This is a genomic window from Solibaculum mannosilyticum, from assembly GCF_015140235.1.
GTDB lineage: Bacteria > Bacillota > Clostridia > Oscillospirales > Acutalibacteraceae > Solibaculum > Solibaculum mannosilyticum.
In genome coordinates this window covers 1,889,030-1,909,579 of the sequence record NZ_AP023321.1, presented here as the reverse complement: position 1 = coordinate 1,909,579, position 20,550 = coordinate 1,889,030, and the positions used below count along the sequence as shown (strand labels likewise).

The following is a 20,550-nucleotide window of genomic DNA, read 5'->3' as shown; positions in this document are numbered from 1 at the left end:
AGCCTTTGGACATACTGCGATGTATAACGCCGATTTGACCGGCCGCAACAGCTTATTTTTCCTGAGCAGAAGACATTCCTAAAAGAACCTGTGCGTTTTGATGCAAGATCTTCTGAAGCAAATTCTCCGGAAGCCCTGCAGACTTTAGTCGTTCCACCGCTTTGCCCTGATCATCCCAGGGACTGTCGGTTCCAAACAGGATGCGGTCGGGATTGAAGCTCTTGAGAATGCGCACAATCTGCTCGGTCTCGCACCAGCCGAAGGTAAAGCAGGTGTCGATGTAGACGTCAGTGTCCGTGAGATACCGCTCCACATCGTCCCAGTACCGCCATCCGCCCAAGTGGGCGCACACAAATCGGCAGCCCTTGATGTCGGGCAGGATGCGGCGGATACGCTGGGGCGTACAATGATGGACATCCGGGAAAGCGATATCCTCCCCGGCGTGGACGATGACCGTCAAATCCTCCTCAGCCGCCAGGGCGATGGTGCGCACAGCCTTGACGTCGTCGATGAAAAAGCCCTGGTAGTCCGGATGGAGTTTAATACCTTTGAGCCCCGCCTCTTTGATGCGGCGAATATCGCCTTTTACATCGTCGCTGTCGGGGTGGACGCTGCCGAAGGATGTGATGTTGGGTAATTTATCGATCTCGGCAGCAAAGCGCAAAATAGAAGCCGTTTGGGACGGCTTGGTGGCGATGGGCAACACCACCGAATGATCGATGGCATTGCGCTCCATGGAGGAGAGCAGTGCGTCCAGCGTCCCAGGAATGGCGGCTTTGAAGTTGGAATTGCCCTCTAAAACCTCGATGGTACGTCCGGCGATCTTATCAGGGAATACGTGGGTGTGAAAATCGATAACCATGAAAAGTGCCTTCTTTCAAAAGATGGATACATTAAAGGAAAGATGTTAGATCAGCGTTAAAGATGCCGTCCCGAATGAGGATGGGAGCGTCCACCAGAACGCCTGTTGCATTCTCCACCGCCTGGAGCACCAACGTGGGATTGACGTTGACGCTGGCGCCGGCCGGTAGGGTGAGGCGCAGACGGACAAAATCATCAGCCTCTTCCACTGAGAAACTGCGGATGTGGGATTTTACATCCACTTCCTTTTGTCCCCCTTTTTTGGTGCGCTTGAGGGCGCAGAGGGTGGGGCGAGACAGGGCATCCGAAAGAAACTCCGCCGTCTCGCGGACGGTATGTCCCTGCCACCTGGTATGCAGTTCATAGGAGGCCCAGGCAATATCCTTGGCCTTCATGATGGGAGGGGCGGCGCTTAAAAATTTAACGTCTTCGGGCATATGTCCATTGAGACGTCTTACCGCTTCCTCCAGATCCATCTCCTCCACCAGACGCAGATCCATGGGTTCCCGAAGTCCAATGACGCCTAGGGACAGGGGCAGAGGAAAGGTCAGATATGGGTGGGGATTGAAACCCTCCGTATACCACAGGGGGAGATGGGCGCGGCGGACGGCCCGAGCCATACAGCGGTTGACGTCCAGGTGGGAGATAAAACGCGCAGCTCCCTTCTTTTCAAAGAAAAATCGAATGGGGATCATCAAAAACAAGGCCCTCCCTTCAAGCGGTTGGCTCCACAGCCGGAGCATTGCAAGCGGCAGTGGGGCGTGGTCTGGCTCTCGTAGGCCTTTTTTACTTCCCGGATCAGGAAGGACTTGTCCACCCCGTAATCCAGGTGATCCCAGGGAAGAACTTCATCAAAAGAGCGGCGGCGGTTGGCGTAAAAGGCCGGATCGATGCCGCATGCTTCAAACGCTTCCATCCACTTATCAAAGTTGAAAAACTCTTCCCAACTGTCAAAGATACAGCCTTTGTCCAACGCGGCCTCCATCACCTTGCCCAACCGGCGATCCCCACGGGCGAATACCGCTTCTAAGAAACTTGTCTCAGCGTCGTGCCAATTGCAGTTGATTTTGCGGGTAGTGAGGGAGGACACCAGATGCTTTTGTTTCTCCTTGACCACGTCGATGGTGTCCTGTGGCTCCCATTGGAAGGGGGTAAAGGGCTTGGGCACAAATACGGCGCAGGAGATGGTGACCTGGACCCCTTTGCCCTTGGGCTTGTTGGGATTGCGGTAGTAAAGATCCACGATGCGCTGGCCCAGCTCAGCGATACCGGCTACGTCGTCCAAAGTCTCGGTGGGAAGGCTAAGCATGAAATACAGCTTGACCGATGTATGTCCCCCTTCAAAGGCGATGCGGCAGGTGCGCATGATCTCCTCTTCCGATACGTTTTTATTAATGGCGTCCCGCAGCCGCTGGGTACCGGCTTCCGGGGCGAAGGTCAGACCGCTTTTACGAACCTTGTTCAGCTGTTCCAAAAGCTCGGGGGAGAAGTTATCCACCCGCAGGGAGGGAAGGGACAGATTGACCTTTTGCTCCTCGCTCCACTGTAATAAATCGGGCAACAGCTCTTGCAGCTGGGAGTAATCGCTGGTGGAGAGGGAGGTCAGGGAAATCTCGTCGTAACCGGTGGATTCGCACAGGGCGCGGGACTGTTCCCCGATGACCTGGGCGTTCTTTTCCCGGACGGGACGGTAGATAAACCCGGCCTGGCAAAAACGGCATCCACGGATACATCCCCGGAAAATTTCGGTCATGGCCCGGTCGTGGACCACCTCGATGTAGGGGACCACAAACTTGTCGGGATAATAGGTGGAACTCATGTCCTGCACAATGCGTTTTGTCACCTTGGCAGGCGCGCCGTCTAGAGGCGTCACCGCCCGGATGGTGCCGTCCTCATGATAGGCTACGTCGTAAAGCGACGGCACATACACCCCTGGGATTTGTGCAGCGGCCTTTAAAAATTCCTGCTTGGAGCTACCCATCTCCTTGTGCTTGAGGTAGAGGTCCGCTACCTCCATGTTGACCTCCTCGCCCTCTCCTAGGATAAAGGCGTCCACAAAGTCGCACAGTGGCTCCGGATTGCAGGCGCAGGGCCCGCCGCAGATCACCAGAGGCCATAAATCCTCCCGATCCTCGGCCCGGATGGGCAGCCCGGCCAGACGGAGCATATTGAGAATATTGGTAAAACTCAGTTCATACTGGAGGGTAAAGCAAATCCAGTCGAACTGCCCCACAGCATCCCGGCTCTCCAGGGCGAAGAGGGGGATGTCGTGACGCTCCATCTGTTCCTGCATATCCGGCCACGGGGCAAAGACGCGTTCACACCAGATGTCCGGCGACTGGTTGAACAAACCGTACAAAATCTTCATGCCTAGATGGGACATGCCCACCTCATAGACATCGGGAAAACAAAAGGCGATGCGCATCTTCACCTGATTCGGGTCCTTGAGGATGCAGTTGAGCTCCCCGCCGGCGTAACGTCCCGGTTTTTGGACCAGGGGAAGGATGTGGTCAATTTCTTGGCGCATGAGTACCTCCAAACAGTGTGGTAACATTCGATGTTCTTCCCTTAACTATACTAAAAATAGCGCTTCTTTTCAATCCCCGTCGAGTCCGGATACCGTGTGATCCAATAAAAAAACAGAGACGCCTCACTTGTCACAAGGCGTCTCTGATTATTCTGTCACAAAGATAGTTACCCGATTAGATCGTCGATATTGGTCTTGATCTGGATGCCGGTTTCGTCGTGGACACGGACACGGTAGGTGCACAGGAGATACTCCTCCCCGGCGGTGTCGTATTGTTTGCTGTCCAGGAGCTGGCCGTTGGTGGAGGAGTAGACATACATGTTGAGCGCCTCCAAATCGGTCTTATTGGGGCCGAAGATGGAGTAGATCACCATATCGTCCTTTTTGTACACAAAGGTGTGGATATCGGCGGACGACTGCTGGTCGTTGACCAAGGGAATGCGTCCGGCGATGGGCTGATAACGACCGAAGGAGCTCCAATTAGTCTCAAAGCACACAAAGGCGTGACGGCCGTCGGTCAGTTCCATGATAACGTAGGTGTAATTGCCGTCGTCCTGACTGTCCACCAGAGAGGCGTTTTCATAGGCGGGGTCCTGCCCCGACGCCTCGGACAAATAAGCTTGAGCGCCGTCTTCCAATTTGTCCTTTGCATAAGTGCTGCTGGCCAAATAGAGGAAGGCAAAAATGATCCAAAGCACCGCCACAATGCCGATGAAAATCAAGAAATGCTTGGTTCGGATGCCGGATTTCTTTTCCGTTAAAGGGGAGAGAGGGGAATGACTCATAGTACTAATTCACGTCCTATTTTTGAAAGCTCCTTTCATGATACCCGAAACCACGACGAAATTCAACCATGAATCGAGTGGCCGTGTCTCTGACTTTTGGCAAACAGCAAAATAAGATAGCTTACCGTGACCAGCAATGTGATGTTAAATCCACTGCGCAGCATGATGTAGAAGGAGAGAATGGCCACCGGCAACAGCACCGCTACCGACAGCACACAGCTGATGCGACCCACCCACTTTTCCTCCAGAAAAAGGCATAAGATACAGAAGAGAGCATTCCCTCCGTCCAGGGGGACAATGGGCAACAGGTTAAAGGAGCCCAGCACCAGATTGACGGCGGCCGGCGCCGCCATCCATGAAAGGGCCAAGGTCTTGCCCAGGACGCTAAACAGGAAAAAGAGCAGAAAGTTGACCATGGGTCCCGAAAGGCAGGCGACAGCTTCCTTGGCATATCCCAAAGGGGCTTCTTTGGAAGTCTCCATGCGCATGCCGAAGGGGAGAAGCTCCACCCTCGTGGGAGGACATCCCAGCAGGTAAAAGGCGATGAAATGCCCGCATTCGTGGAGAAAGGCCGATCCGATGGTCCAGGCCGCCATACCCGACCGGTCCAAGATGACGGTCACAGCCACAAGGGTGACAAAAGTGACGCTGATACGGATGCGGCATCCGAGAAGCTTACATTCCAAGGCGTCACCTCACTTTAAAAATGAAATCCGAGAAAGGTGCGTGCAGTCACATATGCTTGTAGACGCTTTCCAACAGACGGGCGGGATCGTGGGCGACGCCGTTGATGCGGATTTCCAAATGGACGTGGGGACCGGTGGAATCACCTGTGCTGCCCACCAATGCCAAGGTCTCGCCTGCGCGGACCGAAGCGCCGTCCTAGGCGACAAATTCACTGCAATGCCCGTAAAAGGTCTGTACCCCGCCGGCGTGATCCACCAGCACGAATTTACCGGCCGTCTCATCCTCTCCCATCTGGGAGATGGTGCCCGGCATGGCGCAGGCGATGGGCGTCCCCTCGTCGGCGGCGATGTCCAACCCCTTGTGGAATCCGGCCTGCCCTGATTTAGGATGATTGCGGTAGCCGAAGTCGGAGGTAATGATGCCGCTGGAAAGGGGGGAATAGAAGCTGCCGGTTAGGAAATAGGGGGCAAAGGAAGCGCCTTCCGGAGCCACTTTAGCCGAAGCCTCGGCCGACAGGCTGGAACTGGCGGGAAGATCCTCGCCGCCGGCGCCGGTGAGTTGGGAGGCGTCGTCAGCAGGGGCGGAGGACGCTGCGGGAGCTTCACTGGACGGCTGACTTGTCGCTTCGTTTGCACTTTGGGAAGACTCTGCTGATGAAGAAGGGAAAGAGGCCGCACTGGAATCCGACGCCGACGAAGCGGACGAGTCGTCCTTGGAAAACTGGAAAAAGGCCTGTACCGATTTGATGGGTTCCACAATGCCGCTTAGAAAGGGATGCTTTACCGCCAGGGCATCCAATTCCTCGATGGCTTGGTTGACAGAGATGCTGTGAGACATGGCGTCGGTGTACTCCTGACGCATGTCGTCGTAAATCGGCCCTCCCACGGCCCGCAGCAGGAAGGCGGCTCCCACCGCTACGGCGCACACCAGCATCTGTGCGGGAAGGGCGGATCGGGAAGGAACATCCAGTGGATCGCTCTCGTAAGACGGACGGGAGCGATCCCGCCTTTGACGAGTACGCCGTCGGTTTTCCGGCCGATAGGGACGCTGAGGCCGATACGGCCTTTGAGGAGGTTCAGACGGCTGGGGAGGATCTGGGAGTTCGGGCAATTCGGGAAAATCGGGATTAGACATAACATCACCTCGGGTCACAGCCACAGGGCTGTTCATTTGTTTGGAGCATTGGAGTTTGGTTCACCAATGCATATGAAGGAAAAGGGCCAAGCATGCATATGGGAGGCGGGAAGGGCATAGAAGAGGGGAAAAGATTTGTTAAAATCCCTTGCATCAGGGGGATAGATGTGGTAAAATATTCGCATTGCGTTATCGCCTGTGTCAAAGATGTGTGATGCAGCTTTGCAATGAGGTTTGTGCCGGCAAGGTCTTTGAGTCCGCTTTTGGCGGAGCATGGGTGAACGTCAGCGCATCGGCGCTGTTCCGTCGGCTCCCAGCCGATCGGGGTTTGATGCCCGGTAATACCGTGACATGAAAGCGGGTAGTCCTCTGCCTTTCCGCCCGAAGGAAAGGGTATGAATGCCTGGATTGCTAAGGAGGATTTTTGAAATGGACGCATTGAAACACATCGCAGCCCCCAGCCTGAAAGCAGCTCCCCCCCAGTTCAACATCGGTGACACCGTGCGTGTTCACGTGAACATCCGCGAGGGTAACCGCGAGAGAATTCAGGACTTCGAGGGCACTGTTATCGCCCGCAAAGGCAGCGGCATTGCCGAGACTTTCACCGTCCGCCGCGTTTCCTACGGCGTCGGCGTGGAGAGAGTTTTCCCCATCCATTCCCCCAACGTACAGGGCGTGGATATCGTCCGTATGGGCCGTGTCCGCAGAAGCAAGCTGTATTATCTGCGCGATCGTGTGGGCAAGGCTGCCAAGGTGAAAGAGAAGATTCGCTAAGCGGCTTTTTGGAAAAAGGGACAGTATTGTCCCTTTTTTGCTTTCTAGAGTCCAAAAAGGAGGTGGATGGGTTTGAATGGTCCATCCCAAAACTATGCGGCTCCGGAGCGAAGCGGTGTGGCGGTCCCGCTGGTCCCGAAGAAAGGCTGTCGGGGATTTTTCAACTTCAATGAGTGGGTAGAAGCCGTCGCCTTTGCGTTGGCCGCGGTGGTTATTCTTTTTGGCTTTGTCTTTAAAATCGTCATGGTGGACGGCGACTCGATGCTTCCCACGCTGCACACGGGTGACCGTGTCATTGTCTCCCATCTGTTTTATGAGCCCGAGCAAGGGGATATTGTGGTCATCACCAAGGACACCATCCACAAGAAACCATTGATCAAAAGGGTTATCGCCACCGAGGGGCAGACCATCAATATCGACTTTGAATCGGGAACGGTCCAGGTGGACGGCCAGGTTTTATCGGAGCCGTACATCAAGGAACTGACCCATCTCAAAGGGATTTATGGGTTCCAGTACCCGGTGACGGTGCCGGAGAACTGCGTATTTGTTATGGGAGACAATCGAAACGATTCTTCCGATAGCCGGGATCTCGGCTTTATCCGGGAAGATCAGATTTTAGGGGAGGCTGTTTTCCGAATCTTCCCCTTACCCGATATTGGCGCCTTGGATTGATTTTGACATTTGGGGCGATGGAGGTGGTAAACCAGATGGCCCGAGAAAAGAAACAGGACGTTCCCAGCAGGGTGGACGGCTTGGTGGATACTTTTTCCCTGCGCCGCTTTTTGGATGCTGAAGATTGGATGAAGACCATTTGCGCCGCATTGGCCGTAGTGGTCATTGTGTTTGGATTTGTGTTCCATACGGTACAGGTGCAGGGACGGTCCATGCAGCCTACGCTCCACAATAAGGATCGCATCCTGGTATCCAGCATGTTTTATACCCCGGAAGACGGCGACATTGTGGTAGTGCGCCAACCGGGATACGACCATCCCTTAATCAAGAGGGTCATCGCCACCGAAGGGCAGACGGTCAACATCGATTTTAATCAGCACAAAGTGTATGTAGATGGCGAAGAACTTTATGAACCTTATGTCAGCGGCCCTATCCGTGACCAGGGCGTTTACCCCTTTGAGTATCCGGTGACGGTGCCGGAGGGATGTATCTTTGTGCTGGGCGACAATCGAAACAATTCGTCGGACAGCCGTTATTTCGGCTTTGCCAAGGTGGACCACATTGTAGGCAAAGCGTTGTTCCGATTCCTGCCGTTTTCCGATTTTGGCAGCGTTGATTAAGTGAAAAAAGAAAAATCAAATGTGCAGGGACAGGTTTTCCAGTCCATGCACATTTGTTGTATACGGAGGATTCAGTATGAGTGAGTATACCGACGTCCAGTGGTTTCCTGGGCACATGACCAAGACAAAACGGCAGATGCAAAAGGCGTTGCCGCTGACCCACATGGTGGCCGAGATTTTGGACGCCCGCATCCCCTACAGCAGCCGGAATCCGGATCTGGCATCCATCCTGGGAGGTAAACCGCGCATCGTGCTTTTGAACAAAAGCGACGCCGCCGATCCAGCTGTGACGGCCCGGTGGATCAAATGGTTTGAGGGAAAAAACATCCCGGCATTGGCGGTGGAGTGCAACAAGGGAAAAGGGGTTAATCAAGTTCTGCCTCTGTGCCGGGAGGTACTGAAGGACCGTATCGCCGCCTGGGAGAAAAAAGGCATGGGCAAACAACCCATCCGGGTCATGGTGGTGGGCATCCCCAATGTGGGCAAGTCGTCGCTGATCAATCGCCTGTCCCGAGGGGCCAAGGCCAAGGTGGCCGATAAACCGGGCGTCACACGGGGCAACCAGTGGTTCTCGTTTGGAAAGGGCGGCGAGCTGTTGGACACGCCTGGCGTTTTGTGGCCTAAGTTTGACGATCCCATGGTGGGGGAACATCTGGCCTTCACCGGCGCCGTCAAAGATCAGGTGGTGGATACGGAGCATCTGGCCTGCCGTCTCATCGGACTGTTAAGCAAGGAATATCCCGACCGTCTCAAAGAGCGCTATGGCCTGGAGAATCTGGATGTGGAGCCCTATGAGCTGTTGGGGCTCATAGGACGCAAACGAGGAATGCTCATCTCAGGCGGAGAGGTGGACACCGAACGGGCGTCCATCGCCGTGCTGGATGAATTCCGGGGAGGCAAGCTGGGGCGCATCAGCCTGGAGACGCCGGAGAAAATGGAGGGATAACCCATGGATTGGCTGGAATATGAAAAGAAGGCAATAGAACGGGGTTACCATTTGGTGTGCGGCGTGGATGAAGCGGGACGAGGTCCGTTGGCTGGACCGGTGTATGCCGCGGCGGTCATTCTACCGGAAGGATGTGTCATCGACGGGGTCAACGATTCCAAAAAGCTGACGGAAAAAAAGAGGGAAGCCATGTACGACGTCATCGTCGAGACGGCTCTCAGTTGGTGTGTAGCCAGCGCATCGGTGGAGGAAATCGATGAAGTCAACATCCTGAACGCCACCTACCTGGCTATGGAACGGGCTGTAGCGGGGTTAGATGTCACTCCCCAGTATATCTTGGTGGATGGAAATCGTCTGCCGCCCCATCTCCCCGCACCGGCCCAAGCGGTGGTCAAAGGGGATGCGCATTCGGCCAACATCGCCGCAGCTTCGATCTTGGCCAAGGTCAGCCGGGATCGCCTGCTCATCCAAATGGACGAACAATATCCTCAGTATCAATTTGCCAAACACAAGGGATACGGCACAAAACTCCACCGGGAATTGATTTTGCAATATGGACCGTCACCGGTGCATCGTAAAACCTTTTTGACCAAGCTGTTGGGGGATCGGACATGACGCCTGCTGAAAAAGGCGTCTTTGGGGAACAGATTGCGACCATTCTCTTGGAGAAAAAGGGGTATGCTATTGTAGACCGCCGGTACCGCACCCGGTGGGGAGAGATCGACATCATTGCCCAAAAGGAGAGGTATCTGGTGTTTGTGGAGGTCAAAACCCGATCGCTATCGGCCATCGCCGCCCCCAAGGAGTGGGTAGACGCGGCAAAACAGCGGCACATTGTAAAAACGGCCTCCCTTTATTGGATGGAGCATGGACCAGATCTACAGCCTCGATTTGACGTGGTGGAGATAGTTCTCACCGAGGATAGGCCACTGGTGCGGCACATCGAGAATGCATTTGACGCAGGCGATGCCTTCGGGTCTGCCTGAGAAAGGGGAACGGTATGAAGCTGTTTGACGCCCATTGCGATACTCTGTATGAAGGATGTCTAAAAAATATCCCACTGCTGGATGGGATCCTCAACATCTCCTTGGAACGGGGTCTTTCTTATGCGCCCTGGTGCCAGGTATTCGCCATCTTCATCCCTGATGAACTCCACGGGGACGAGGCGCTCAAGCATTTTGACCGTTGCCGGGACTACCTGGAGGAACAGATGGCTGAGTGTCGTTCGCTGATGCGCCTGTGCCGCACGGCGGAGGACATGAGGGAGGCTGCAAGGACCGGACAATGCGCCGCCATTTTGTCAGTGGAGGGAGGCGCAGCGGTAGGCGGTAAACTGGAGCGGCTGCGCTATCTCTACGACCGGGACGTCCGTCTGCTCACCCTCACATGGAACGGCCGGGATGAAATTGCCGACGGCGTTCTGGTGCCGGATGCGGGAGGGCTGACCCCGTTCGGATACGAGGCGGTGGAGCTGTGCCAGGAGTTGGGCATTGTGGTGGACGTCTCCCATCTGGCGGAGAAGGGATTCTGGGATGTGGAAGGGTGTATGAGGCTTCCTTATGTGGCGTCCCATTCCAATGCAAAACCGGTGTGCGGCCATGTGCGCAACCTGACCGATCGGCAGTTTGAGGCCATCCGCAACCGTAGGGGACTCGTGGGCCTCAATTTTTGTCCGGCCTTTCTGCGGGATGGAGAGGATTCCGTGGATGGAGAAGGATATGCTACCATGGAGGATATCGAACATCATCTGGCCCATTTCCTGGCTCTGGGGGGCGAGGACGTGGTGTGTCTCGGCACCGATTTTGACGGCGCACCCATGCCTCAGGGCGTCCGTGGCATTGAGGATCTGGAACGGCTTTATTTGTTTTTAGAGGACAAAGGATATTCGAAAAGGCTGCTTGACAAGGTGTTTTTCCAAAACGGATGGGATTTTTTCCAGAACGCTTTGACAGGTGGGTTATAATAGATTAAAATGATACCTATCTTACGAATTTGGAGTGAGCGCAGTGGACTATAAAAGTACCCGTGATGCAAGCGTCCGCGTGTCGTCGGCCCAGGCAATCGCCCGTGGCATCTCGGCCGACGGCGGACTGTTTGTACCCGATGGGCTGCCCCAGCTGACTGGCGCCGATTGGCCTAGGCTTGCGCAGCTTGATTATATGGAGAGGGCAAAGGACATCCTGGGCCGGTTTTTGACCGATTTCTCCCAGGAGGAACTGAGCCAATGTGTGACCGGTGCATACGGTACCGGGAAGTTTGACAATGAAGCGATAGCCCCTCTGGCCGATTTGGGTCAGGGAACTTATATGTTGGAACTGTGGCACGGTCCCACCTGCGCCTTTAAAGATATGGCGCTGCAACTGCTCCCGCATCTGCTGAGCATGGCCGCTTCTAAAACGGCCGGGGGCAAGACCATGGTTATTCTGGTGGCCACGTCGGGAGATACCGGCAAGGCTGCTTTGGAAGGGTTCAAGGATGTGCCCGGCACCAAGATCTTGGTGTTTTATCCCGAGCAGGGCGTCAGCCCCATGCAGAAGCTTCAGATGGTGACTCAGGAGGGCGGCAACGTGTCGGTATGCGCCATCCAGGGCAACTTTGACGATGCCCAAACCGGTGTGAAAACCATCTTTACCGACAAGAAGGTGGCCGAACTGCTGGAACAAAACAATATGATGTTCTCCAGCGCCAACTCCATCAACTGGGGACGTTTGGCGCCTCAGATTGTGTATTACATCTCGGCCTACTGCGATTTATTGAAAGAGAGCCGCATTGAAAATGGACAAGGCATCAACATCGTGGTGCCCACCGGCAACTTCGGTAATATCCTGGCCGCCTATTACGCCAAAAAGATGGGCCTGCCGATTCACAAACTGATCTGTGCCTCCAATTGCAACAACGTCCTAACCGACTTTATCCGCACCGGGGTGTACGACCGCAACCGTCCTTTCCACACCACCATTTCCCCGTCTATGGACATCCTGATTTCCAGCAATTTGGAGCGCCTGCTTTTCGACCTGTGCGGGGAAAACGACGGGACCATCCGGGGCTGGATGGAAGATTTGAAATCCACCGGCCGTTATGAAGTGAGCAGCGATGTGCTGGAGAAACTCCACATCCACTTCTACGGCGGATATTGTGACGATGCCGCCACAAAGGATACCATTCGAGGAATGTTTGAAAAGGAAGGCTATCTGTGTGACACTCACACTGCAGTGGGACTCTGTGTCTATCGCCAGTACCAGAAGGACACCGGGGACGATACGCCTACTGTCATCGCGTCCACGGCCAATCCCTTTAAGTTCTCCACCAGCGTGCTGGAGGCCCTGAAGGAACAGAATGTCATGCAAATGGACGAGTTCCAAAAGGTGGCGGCATTGGAAGAAAAGACCCGTGTCCCGGCGCCGGCTCCCTTGACAGGTCTTGCCGATAAAGAGGTCCGTTTCTCCGGGACCTGCACCAGTGCTACAATGGAGAATGTAGTGCTTGACATGCTGGGCATTCAAGAGCATTAATCATAAAAAAGGGCATAGAAAACCCCGCCGATACCGACGGGGTTCTTGATCCGAATTGGGAAATCACGATGGCTGCCAGAGCCATCTCCCGATTAAGAGAAAGTATTCTTCTTTGAGGAGAGCGGAATAGACTTACGCTACAGATTGGTTTCTTTGTGTTTTAGACTACTTATTTCGCTTTAAAAGTGGAGCAGATTGTGTCGGCAGAGCTGACGGCAAAGGTCGGGCCAACGGTGATTTTACCGGCCTCACATTTGTCGTCCTTCTGATGATACACACAATTCTTTACTTCGCAATGGATGCCTTGGATACAATGACAATCTTGTTTTTGAGTTTCATGCATTTTATTTTTACCCCCTTCCCGTGCTTATTGTGTGTGATTGGGGACAAGGTATTCATCTCGCAGGCCAGCATTTTCTGGATGGAGCCAAACATCTGATCTGGAAAAAAATTCTTGTTTGATCGTCGATAGAAAGGATGAAGTCATGTCGCTCTTTGCCATCTCCGACCCGCATCTTTCCCTGGGATGCAACAAGCCTATGGATATTTTCCGGGGCTGGCAGGATTACGTGAAACGCCTGGAGGAGAATTGGTACAAGCTGGTGGGGCCGGAAGATACGGTGGTCATCCCGGGGGACATCTCCTGGGGCATGACGCTGGAAGAGGCAAAACCAGACCTGGCCTTTTTAAATTCTCTGCCGGGGACAAAGCTCATCGGAAAAGGCAATCACGATTATTGGTGGGCCACCCGCCGCAAAATGGATGCGTTCCTGGAGGAAAATGGATTTACCACGCTGCGCATCTTGTTTAATGATGCCTATGCGGTAGGCGATGTGACGGTGTGCGGAACAAGAGGCTGGTTTTACGACGCGGAAAAGGATGAGGACAAGAAAGTATTAAACCGGGAGATCGGCCGGCTGAATTTGTCGGTAGACGCGGCGGAGAAAATAGGAGGGGAACCCATTGCCTTTTTGCACTATCCTCCGGTATACGCAGGAATGGTGTGCGAGGAGATGATGAGTGCCCTGAAGGCCAGGGGGATCAAACGGGTGTACTACGGCCACATCCATGGGGAAGGCGTGCGCCGGGCTGTCAATGGGTATTACGACGGCATTGATATGCGCCTTATTTCGTGTGATTTTACTGGATTTGCCCCAGTGTTCATCGAATCTTAATAGAAATATCCAAGGAAAAACCATAGCCATTCATCATGGAGTATGGTATAATAAACTGAAATGCTGCAAAAAAAGATTTTGCAAAAGGTGTGTAGGAGGAACATCCATGAGTTTAAAATCAGTCAATAAGGTTGAGACAAACCGCTATCAGCTGGAAGTAGAAATCCCGGGTTCTGTGTTCGAAGAGGCGCTGGAAAAAGCGTATCGCCGCAATATCAGCCGCTTTAACGTACCGGGTTTCCGTAAGGGCAAGGCGCCCCGTGCTTTTGTGGAGAAGATCTACGGCCAGGATGTTTTTTATGAAGACGCCATCAATTCCCTGTATCCCGATGCTATGGAACAGGCAGTTGAGGAATCAAAGCTTGAGATTATCCAGGATCACATCGATTTTGAACTGGTACAGGCCGACAAAGAGGCGCTGATCTTTAAAGCCACCATCACGACCAAGCCGGAAGTGGAAGTGGGCGAATACAAAGGCCTGAAAGCCGACCGCGTCGTGGTGCCGGTCACAGAAGAGATGATCGACAACGAACTCAAAAAGCTGCAGGAACGCAATGGCCGTATCGTTGAAGTAGAAGACCGCGCTGCTGCTGAGGGCGATAACGTTGTCATCGACTTCGAAGGATTTGTCGACGGCGAAGCATTTGAAGGCGGTAAGGCGGAGGATCAACCCCTTACTCTTGGTTCCGGCCAGTTTATCCCCGGTTTTGAGGACCAGATCATCGGCCACAATGCCGGCGACGAGTTTGACGTAGAAGTTACCTTCCCGGAGAAATATCATGCTGAGAATCTTGCCGGCAAAGAGGCCTTGTTTAAGGTAAAACTCCACGAGGTCAAAACCCGTGAACTGCCGGAGATCGACGATGAATTTGTAAAAGACGTCAGCGAATTCGATACACTGGATGAGCTGCGTGCCGATATCAAGGAAAAGCTGGAGTCTGAAGCTGTCCGCGAAGGCGACAACATGGTGGAAGACCAAGTGGTCAATCAGCTGATCGATGCCTTGCAGGCCGAGATCCCGAACGCCATGTTTGAGCGCCGTATCGACGACAACATCCGCAATTTTGAAGCCCGCCTGCGCGGCCAGGGCATGGATGTCAACACTTATCTACAGTATACCGGCATGCAGATTTCCGCTTTGCGCGAGAGCATGCGGGAACAGTCGGAGCGTCAGGTAAAGCTTCGCCTGTGCCTGGAGAAGATTGTGGAGAAGGAAGGCATTGCCGTCACTGACGAGCGTCTGGAAGAAGAGTTCCAGAAGATGGCGGAAGCTTATAATATGCCGATTGAGAGAGTCAAGAACCTGGTGGATGCCAATGATCTCAGAGGCGATATCGCCGTCCAGCAGGCTTTGGATCTGATCAAGGGCCAGGCGGTCATCACCGATCTCACCCCGGAAGACCTGAAGAAAAAGCAGGAAGCGGAAAAGGCTATGGAGGAAGTGGAAGAGACTCAGGAGGTATTGGCCGAGTCAGCTGAGAAACTTTCTGAAGAAACCGCTTCCAAAGAGGAAGCAGCTGAGGAAAAGCCCGCAGAAGAAAAACCCGCTCCCAAGAAGAGAACCAGAAAACCCGCTGCCAAGAAAACAACTGCAAAGGCAAAAGAGGCCAAGGAAGAATCCAAAGAGGAAGCTCCGAAAGCCGAATAATGGACCCCCAAGTTTAGAAGGTTTTCAAGGCATTTATGATATTTTGCCTTTTTAAGGTCAATACTACATAGGAACATTTTGGAGGTGTATGCATTTGAGTAGCTTAGTGCCTTATGTGGTCGAGCAGACCAGCCGCGGCGAGCGGTCGTATGATATTTATTCCCGTTTGTTAAACGATCGCATCATCATGCTGTGCGATGAGGTCAATGATGTGACGTCCAGCCTTGTGGTTGCCCAGCTCCTGTATCTGGAAGGTCAGGATCAGGAAAAGGACATCAGCCTGTATATTAACAGTCCCGGAGGTTCTATCACCGCCGGCATGGCTATTTACGATACCATGCAATATATCAAATGCGACGTTTCCACCATCTGCATGGGTATGGCCGCCAGCATGGGAGCTTTCCTGTTGGCCGCCGGCACCAAGGGCAAGCGTCTGGCTTTGCCCAACAGCGAGGTTATGATCCACCAGCCTTTGGGCGGCGCCCAGGGCCAGGCCACCGACGTGCAGATCCACGCCGAACACATTGTCCGCATCAAGCAGCGCATGAACAAGATGCTTTCGGAGATGACCGGCCAACCGCTGGAAGTCATCCAAAAGGACACCGAACGCGATAATTTTATGACTGCCGAACAGGCCATGCAATACGGCCTGGTGGATAAAGTCATTACCAAACGATAGGATGGTTACTATATGGCAAGAAATGACGAGACCAGGGAGCGCATTATGAGATGCTCTTTTTGCGGAAAAAGCCAGGAGCAGGTCAAGCGTTTGATTGCCGGCCCAGGCGTGAATATCTGCAACGAATGTGTGGATTTGTGCCAGAGCATCTTGGAGGACGAGGGAGTAGCCCATCGCCGCCATGTGCCGCCGGACGGTTCCATCACGTTGCCAAAGCCGCTTGAGATCAAAGAGATGCTGGACGAATATGTAGTGGACCAGAATGAAGCAAAGATCTCTTTGTCGGTGGCGGTCTACAACCATTATAAACGCATCTATCTGGGCGGGGCGTCGGATGTAGAACTGCAAAAGAGCAATGTATTGCTGCTTGGCCCCACCGGCGTTGGTAAGACTCTGCTGGCCCAAACATTGGCTCGCATCTTGGATGTGCCTTTTGCCATCGCCGACGCCACCACCTTAACCGAAGCCGGATATGTGGGTGAGGATGTGGAAAACATTCTGCTCCGCCTCATCCAGGCCGCTGATTACGATATCGAGCGTGCCGAACGGGGAATTATCTACATCGATGAAATCGATAAGATCGCCCGGAAATCGGAGAACCCCTCCATCACCCGGGACGTCAGCGGTGAAGGTGTGCAGCAGGCCCTTTTGAAGATCCTGGAGGGGACGGTTTCCAATGTCCCGCCTCAGGGAGGCCGCAAACATCCCCAGCAGGAATTCATCCAGATCGATACCAGCAACATCCTGTTTATCTGCGGCGGCGCTTTCGATGGCCTGGATAAGATCATCCAAAAGCGTCTGGGTACCTCCCATTTGGGATTTGGCGCTGAGATCCGCAGCAAATCGGAGATGGAAGGTCCCGCCATTTACAAAGACGTCATTCCGCAGGATCTGGTCCGTTTCGGCTTGATCCCCGAGTTGGTAGGCCGAATTCCGGTCATCACCACCTTGCAGGATTTGGACGTCAAGGCGCTGGTCAAAGTGCTGAGCGAACCGCGTAATTCCATCATCAAGCAATACACCCGTCTCTTTGAACTGGACGGTGTGGAAATTGAGTTTGAACCGACGGCGCTGGAAGCCATCGCGCAAAAGACCATTGAGAGAAAAACAGGAGCCCGTGGACTTCGGTCCATCATGGAAGAACTGTTGACCGATCTCATGTTCCAGATCCCGTCGGATCGGAGTGTGGAGAAGGTCATCATCACTCCGGGCTGCGTATCGGATGGGGAGGAGCCCAAAAAGATCCTCAATCCCAACCGGAAGCCAGCACAAATCCCTATGCCTCCGAAAAACCGCCCGCGTAAGGATTCGGCTTCGTAACGAGTTTTCGACTGGATGAGATCTTTTTATAAAGAGAATGATTCATTTGGGGCGGCATGTATTTGCCGCCCCATTTTGGAATTATGGTGTGAATGAAATCCGCAGACCTTGAGAGATCGGGTTTCAAGATGAACTTATTCCTAGGAGGAACAGAATGATAAACAATTCCAACAATCCGGCTGACCACCGCCTTCCCTTGTTGGCCCTTCGTGGACTGGTGCTGTTCCCTGGAATGACACTGCACTTTGATGTGGGAAGAAAAAAATCCATATTAGCGCTCAATGCCGCTATGGGGGATTTGCAGGAGATTTTTTTGGTGGCGCAACGGGATGTACGGATAGACGATCCGACGCCCCAAGATTTATATGAAATTGGTGTCATCGCCAAGATAAAACAAGTACTGCGCATGCCTGGGGACAACATCCGAATTGTGGTGGAGGGAGTCCGGCGCGCCAGGATCGAACAACTTGTTCAAGTAGAGCCGTATTTTGTAGCTGATCTGCGTTTGTGCAGGGAGCGACGGTCCATGGATCTGGAGTACGCTATGGCCCTGATCCGGGAGGCGCAGGAAGGATTCAGCGAATACGCCGAACTTTCCGGAAAAACAGCTCCCGATGTTGTGATGGAAGTGATGGCGGCTGAAGAACCAGGTTATCTGGCCGACTACATTGCCTTCAACATCATGCTGAAAACAGAAGAAAAGCAGATGCTTTTGTCCGATTTAATGCCTTTTCACCGATTGGAATCCCTCATTGCCCTGCTTCGCCGGGAAAACGACGTACTGGAGCTGGAACATCAGATTCAGGAGCGGGTGCAGAGCCAGATGGACCAAAACCAGCGGGAGTATTATCTGAGAGAACAGCTCAAGGTCATTGCCCAGGAGCTGGGGGACGGGGACAATCCCCAAGAGGAAGCGGAAGTTTACCGTGACCGCATCCAGGCCCTCAACTTGCCGGAAGAGACGGCTGACAAATTGACGAAAGAGGCAGGACGTCTCTTTAAGATGCCCAGTGGATCCCATGAGGCGTCGGTCATCCGGTCGTATTTGGACACCTGTCTGGATCTTCCCTGGAACAAGGCCACCAAGGATCACATTGATCTGACGGCTGCCCGTCGCATTTTGGACCGAGACCATTACGGCATGGAGAAGGTCAAGGAGCGTATTTTGGAGATTTTGGCTGTGCGCAAATTGGCTCCCGATGTGAAAGGGCAGATTATCTGTCTGGCGGGACCTCCAGGCGTGGGCAAAACCTCCATTGCAAAATCGGTTGCCAAGGCGCTGGGACGTAAATATGTCCGCTTGTCGTTGGGCGGCGTCAAGGACGAAGCTGATATTAGAGGACATCGCAAGACCTACATCGGCGCTATGCCAGGACGCATCATCAGCGCCATTCATACAGCCGGCGTCAACAATCCGCTCATCCTGCTGGACGAAGTGGACAAGCTGGCAAACGACTTCCGCGGCGACCCTTCGGCGGCGCTGTTGGAGGTTTTGGACAGCGAACAGAACAATACCTTCCGGGATCACTACATAGAGGTGCCCTTTGACTTGAGCCATGTGCTCTTTTTGACTACGGCCAATGACGTGGGTGCTATTCCGGGTCCGCTTTACGACCGTATGGAGATCATCCGTCTGGGCAGCTATACCCAGGAGGAGAAATTCCACATCGCCAAAGAACATCTGATCCCTCAGGAACGCAAACGTCACGGACTCAATGGCCGCACGTTAAAGTTTGATGATGCCGCTATTCACGACTTGATCGGCGGGTATACTAGGGAAGCCGGCGTCCGGGGACTCAACCGGGAGATCGCCTCCCTGTGCCGCAAGGCGGCCAAGATCATCGCAGGGGAGGAGGCAAAATCGGTTTCTGTCACCTCCTCGAATTTAGAGGAGCTTTTGGGACCCAAACGGTTCCGGCGGGAAAACGATGGCCGAAAGGATGAAGTGGGTGTGGTCACAGGCCTGGCTTGGACGTCGGTAGGCGGCGAAACCATGCCAGTGGAGGTGGCCGTCATGGACGGCGTCGGCAAAGTAGAATTGACCGGTTCTTTGGGAAACGTCATGAAAGAATCGGCCAGAGCGGCCGTCAGTTATATCCGTGCCCATGCCGATGTTTTAGGTGTGGAACGGGATTTCTATAAAACCAAGGATATCCACATCCACGTGCCGGAGGGAGCGGTACCCAAAGACGGCCCGTCGGCCGGCGTCACCATCACCACCGCCTTGGTGTCGGCTTTGACCGGAATCCCCGTCAAGGGAGACGTGGCCATGACGGGTGAAATTACCCTGCGAGGTCGGGTCATTCCCATCGGCGGGCTGAAGGAAAAGACCATGGCGGCCTTGCGGTCGGGCATCAAAACGGTGGTCATCCCCATGGACAATCAACCGGATTTGGCCGAACTGTCCGACACAGTGCGGGAAAATCTCCATTTTGTACCGGCTGACCGGCTGGAGACTGTGCTGGAGACGGCGCTCACCGTGCGTCCTCAGCCCATCAAGCCCAAGGAGAAAAAGGAGATCGCCACCATCCCGGCTGGACAAGGTGCGTCCTTAGGAGGAAGGGTGGAATCGCCGTGCTGAGATTTGATCTGGCGCAATTTGAGTTGGCGGCGGCTATGCTGCCTCAGCTGCCGCCGTCTTCAGACGCGGAAATTGTGTTTTCCGGCCGGTCCAACGTAGGGAAATCTTCCCTGATCAATAAGCTCTGCAACCGCAAGGCATTGGCCCGGGTGAGCAATACCCCAGGCAAGACGGCCACCATCAATTTCTATCAGTTACCCGGCGCCCATCTGGTGGATCTGCCGGGTTATGGATATGCAAAAGTATCCCAAGGGGAAAAACGACGGTGGGCCAATCTCATCGAGGGGTATTTTGAATCGGGACGCCGCATCGCTTTGGTCATCCAGCTCATCGATATGCGTCATCCGCCCACGGCCGACGACTTGGGGATGCTTCAGTATTTGGCCCATTCCGATTTCCGGTTCATCGTGGCCCTTACCAAAAGCGATAAATTAAAACCCATGCAGCGCAAAAAGCGGATGGAGGAAATCGAACAGGAGCTGTCCATGATCGAGGGCGTGGCCTATGTCCCCTTCTCGTCGCTCAATGGGGAAGGGGCAGCGGAGGTCCGGGATTGGATCAGCAAAGCGGTGGAAGAGGAAAATAGTTTATGGCAGCCGCAGGACACACAATAAAAGGACGGCTGCAAG

The 20,550-nt window shown here is 53.9% G+C and carries 20 protein-coding genes and 1 pseudogene; 14 read left to right on the top strand and 7 right to left on the bottom strand.

Going from position 1 to position 20,550, the window contains the following annotated elements; all coding sequences use genetic code 11:
- Positions 1-52 precede the first annotated feature (52 nt).
- From C12CBH8_RS08985 to C12CBH8_RS11970, 6 genes and pseudogenes are all read right to left on the bottom strand, one after another.
- A complete protein-coding gene (locus tag C12CBH8_RS08985) occupies positions 53-862 on the bottom strand; it encodes an amidohydrolase family protein (protein WP_215533055.1) in 810 nt (269 codons plus the stop codon).
- A 31-nt stretch (positions 863-893) separates the two neighbouring features.
- The gene (locus C12CBH8_RS08980; protein WP_246441817.1) at positions 894-1,556 is read right to left on the bottom strand and encodes a TIGR03936 family radical SAM-associated protein; all 663 of its coding nucleotides are present in this window, start codon (positions 1,554-1,556) and stop codon (positions 894-896) included.
- On the bottom strand, positions 1,556-3,388 hold the full coding sequence (locus C12CBH8_RS08975; protein WP_215533053.1) for a TIGR03960 family B12-binding radical SAM protein: 1,833 nt from the start codon (positions 3,386-3,388) through the stop codon (positions 1,556-1,558). The genes C12CBH8_RS08980 and C12CBH8_RS08975 overlap by 1 nt, the downstream gene beginning before the upstream one ends.
- Positions 3,389-3,555: 167 nt before the next feature.
- Positions 3,556-4,173, bottom strand: a complete 618-nt coding sequence (locus tag C12CBH8_RS08970) for a hypothetical protein (RefSeq protein WP_090264572.1) — start codon at positions 4,171-4,173, stop codon at positions 3,556-3,558.
- A gap of 62 nt (positions 4,174-4,235) precedes the next feature.
- Complete coding sequence (locus tag C12CBH8_RS08965; protein WP_090264570.1) at positions 4,236-4,859, bottom strand: zinc metalloprotease; 624 nt, start codon at positions 4,857-4,859, stop codon at positions 4,236-4,238.
- 46 nt (positions 4,860-4,905) lie between these two features.
- Positions 4,906-5,697: pseudogene (locus tag C12CBH8_RS11970) on the bottom strand (M23 family metallopeptidase).
- 726 nt (positions 5,698-6,423) lie between these two features.
- Between C12CBH8_RS11970 and rplS the strand changes: the two are divergent.
- The 8 genes from rplS to thrC all read left to right on the top strand — a co-directional run bounded on the left by rplS (position 6,424) and on the right by thrC (position 12,518).
- Positions 6,424-6,768, top strand: a complete 345-nt coding sequence (gene rplS, locus C12CBH8_RS08950; protein ID WP_090264567.1) for a 50S ribosomal protein L19 — start codon at positions 6,424-6,426, stop codon at positions 6,766-6,768.
- A gap of 72 nt (positions 6,769-6,840) precedes the next feature.
- The gene (gene lepB, locus C12CBH8_RS08945; protein ID WP_246441456.1) at positions 6,841-7,440 is read left to right on the top strand and encodes a signal peptidase I; all 600 of its coding nucleotides are present in this window, start codon (positions 6,841-6,843) and stop codon (positions 7,438-7,440) included.
- A gap of 35 nt (positions 7,441-7,475) precedes the next feature.
- Positions 7,476-8,060, top strand: coding sequence for a signal peptidase I (gene lepB, locus C12CBH8_RS08940; RefSeq protein ID WP_171846249.1), 585 nt, complete (start codon positions 7,476-7,478; stop codon positions 8,058-8,060).
- 76 nt (positions 8,061-8,136) lie between these two features.
- Positions 8,137-9,006: a ribosome biogenesis GTPase YlqF gene (gene ylqF, locus C12CBH8_RS08935; protein WP_215533050.1), complete on the top strand. Its 870-nt coding sequence runs from the start codon at positions 8,137-8,139 to the stop codon at positions 9,004-9,006.
- Positions 9,007-9,009: 3 nt separating this feature from the next.
- Positions 9,010-9,621 (top strand): ribonuclease HII, encoded by a 612-nt coding sequence (locus C12CBH8_RS08930; protein WP_215533049.1) that lies wholly within the window; start codon positions 9,010-9,012, stop codon positions 9,619-9,621.
- Positions 9,618-9,992, top strand: coding sequence for a YraN family protein (locus C12CBH8_RS08925; protein WP_215533048.1), 375 nt, complete (start codon positions 9,618-9,620; stop codon positions 9,990-9,992). The genes C12CBH8_RS08930 and C12CBH8_RS08925 overlap by 4 nt, the downstream gene beginning before the upstream one ends.
- A gap of 14 nt (positions 9,993-10,006) precedes the next feature.
- Complete coding sequence (locus C12CBH8_RS08920; RefSeq protein WP_090264555.1) at positions 10,007-10,969, top strand: dipeptidase; 963 nt, start codon at positions 10,007-10,009, stop codon at positions 10,967-10,969.
- A 43-nt stretch (positions 10,970-11,012) separates the two neighbouring features.
- Positions 11,013-12,518 (top strand): threonine synthase, encoded by a 1,506-nt coding sequence (thrC, locus tag C12CBH8_RS08915; RefSeq protein WP_215533047.1) that lies wholly within the window; start codon positions 11,013-11,015, stop codon positions 12,516-12,518.
- 169 nt (positions 12,519-12,687) lie between these two features.
- Here the strand turns inward: thrC and C12CBH8_RS08910 are convergent, their stop codons facing one another.
- The gene (locus C12CBH8_RS08910) at positions 12,688-12,861 is read right to left on the bottom strand and encodes a DUF1540 domain-containing protein (protein ID WP_090264551.1); all 174 of its coding nucleotides are present in this window, start codon (positions 12,859-12,861) and stop codon (positions 12,688-12,690) included.
- A 142-nt stretch (positions 12,862-13,003) separates the two neighbouring features.
- Here C12CBH8_RS08910 and C12CBH8_RS08905 point away from each other — a divergent pair, with 142 nt between their 5' ends.
- The 6 genes from C12CBH8_RS08905 (at position 13,004) to yihA (ending at position 20,535) form a co-directional block, all read left to right on the top strand.
- Positions 13,004-13,693: a metallophosphoesterase gene (locus tag C12CBH8_RS08905; protein WP_090264549.1), complete on the top strand. Its 690-nt coding sequence runs from the start codon at positions 13,004-13,006 to the stop codon at positions 13,691-13,693.
- A 106-nt stretch (positions 13,694-13,799) separates the two neighbouring features.
- Positions 13,800-15,341 carry a trigger factor gene (gene tig, locus C12CBH8_RS08900; RefSeq protein WP_200818877.1) on the top strand — a complete coding sequence of 514 codons (1,542 nt, stop codon included), beginning with the start codon at positions 13,800-13,802 and terminating at the stop codon, positions 15,339-15,341.
- Between the two features lie 94 nt (positions 15,342-15,435).
- A complete protein-coding gene (gene clpP / locus C12CBH8_RS08895) occupies positions 15,436-16,020 on the top strand; it encodes an ATP-dependent Clp endopeptidase proteolytic subunit ClpP (RefSeq protein WP_281389184.1) in 585 nt (194 codons plus the stop codon).
- A 12-nt stretch (positions 16,021-16,032) separates the two neighbouring features.
- Positions 16,033-17,340 (top strand): ATP-dependent Clp protease ATP-binding subunit ClpX, encoded by a 1,308-nt coding sequence (gene clpX / locus C12CBH8_RS08890; protein WP_215533046.1) that lies wholly within the window; start codon positions 16,033-16,035, stop codon positions 17,338-17,340.
- Between the two features lie 154 nt (positions 17,341-17,494).
- The gene (lon, locus tag C12CBH8_RS08885; protein ID WP_090264541.1) at positions 17,495-19,921 is read left to right on the top strand and encodes an endopeptidase La; all 2,427 of its coding nucleotides are present in this window, start codon (positions 17,495-17,497) and stop codon (positions 19,919-19,921) included.
- The gene (yihA, locus tag C12CBH8_RS08880; RefSeq protein ID WP_215533819.1) at positions 19,918-20,535 is read left to right on the top strand and encodes a ribosome biogenesis GTP-binding protein YihA/YsxC; all 618 of its coding nucleotides are present in this window, start codon (positions 19,918-19,920) and stop codon (positions 20,533-20,535) included. The genes lon and yihA overlap by 4 nt, the downstream gene beginning before the upstream one ends.
- The last annotated feature ends 15 nt before the right edge of the window (positions 20,536-20,550 follow it).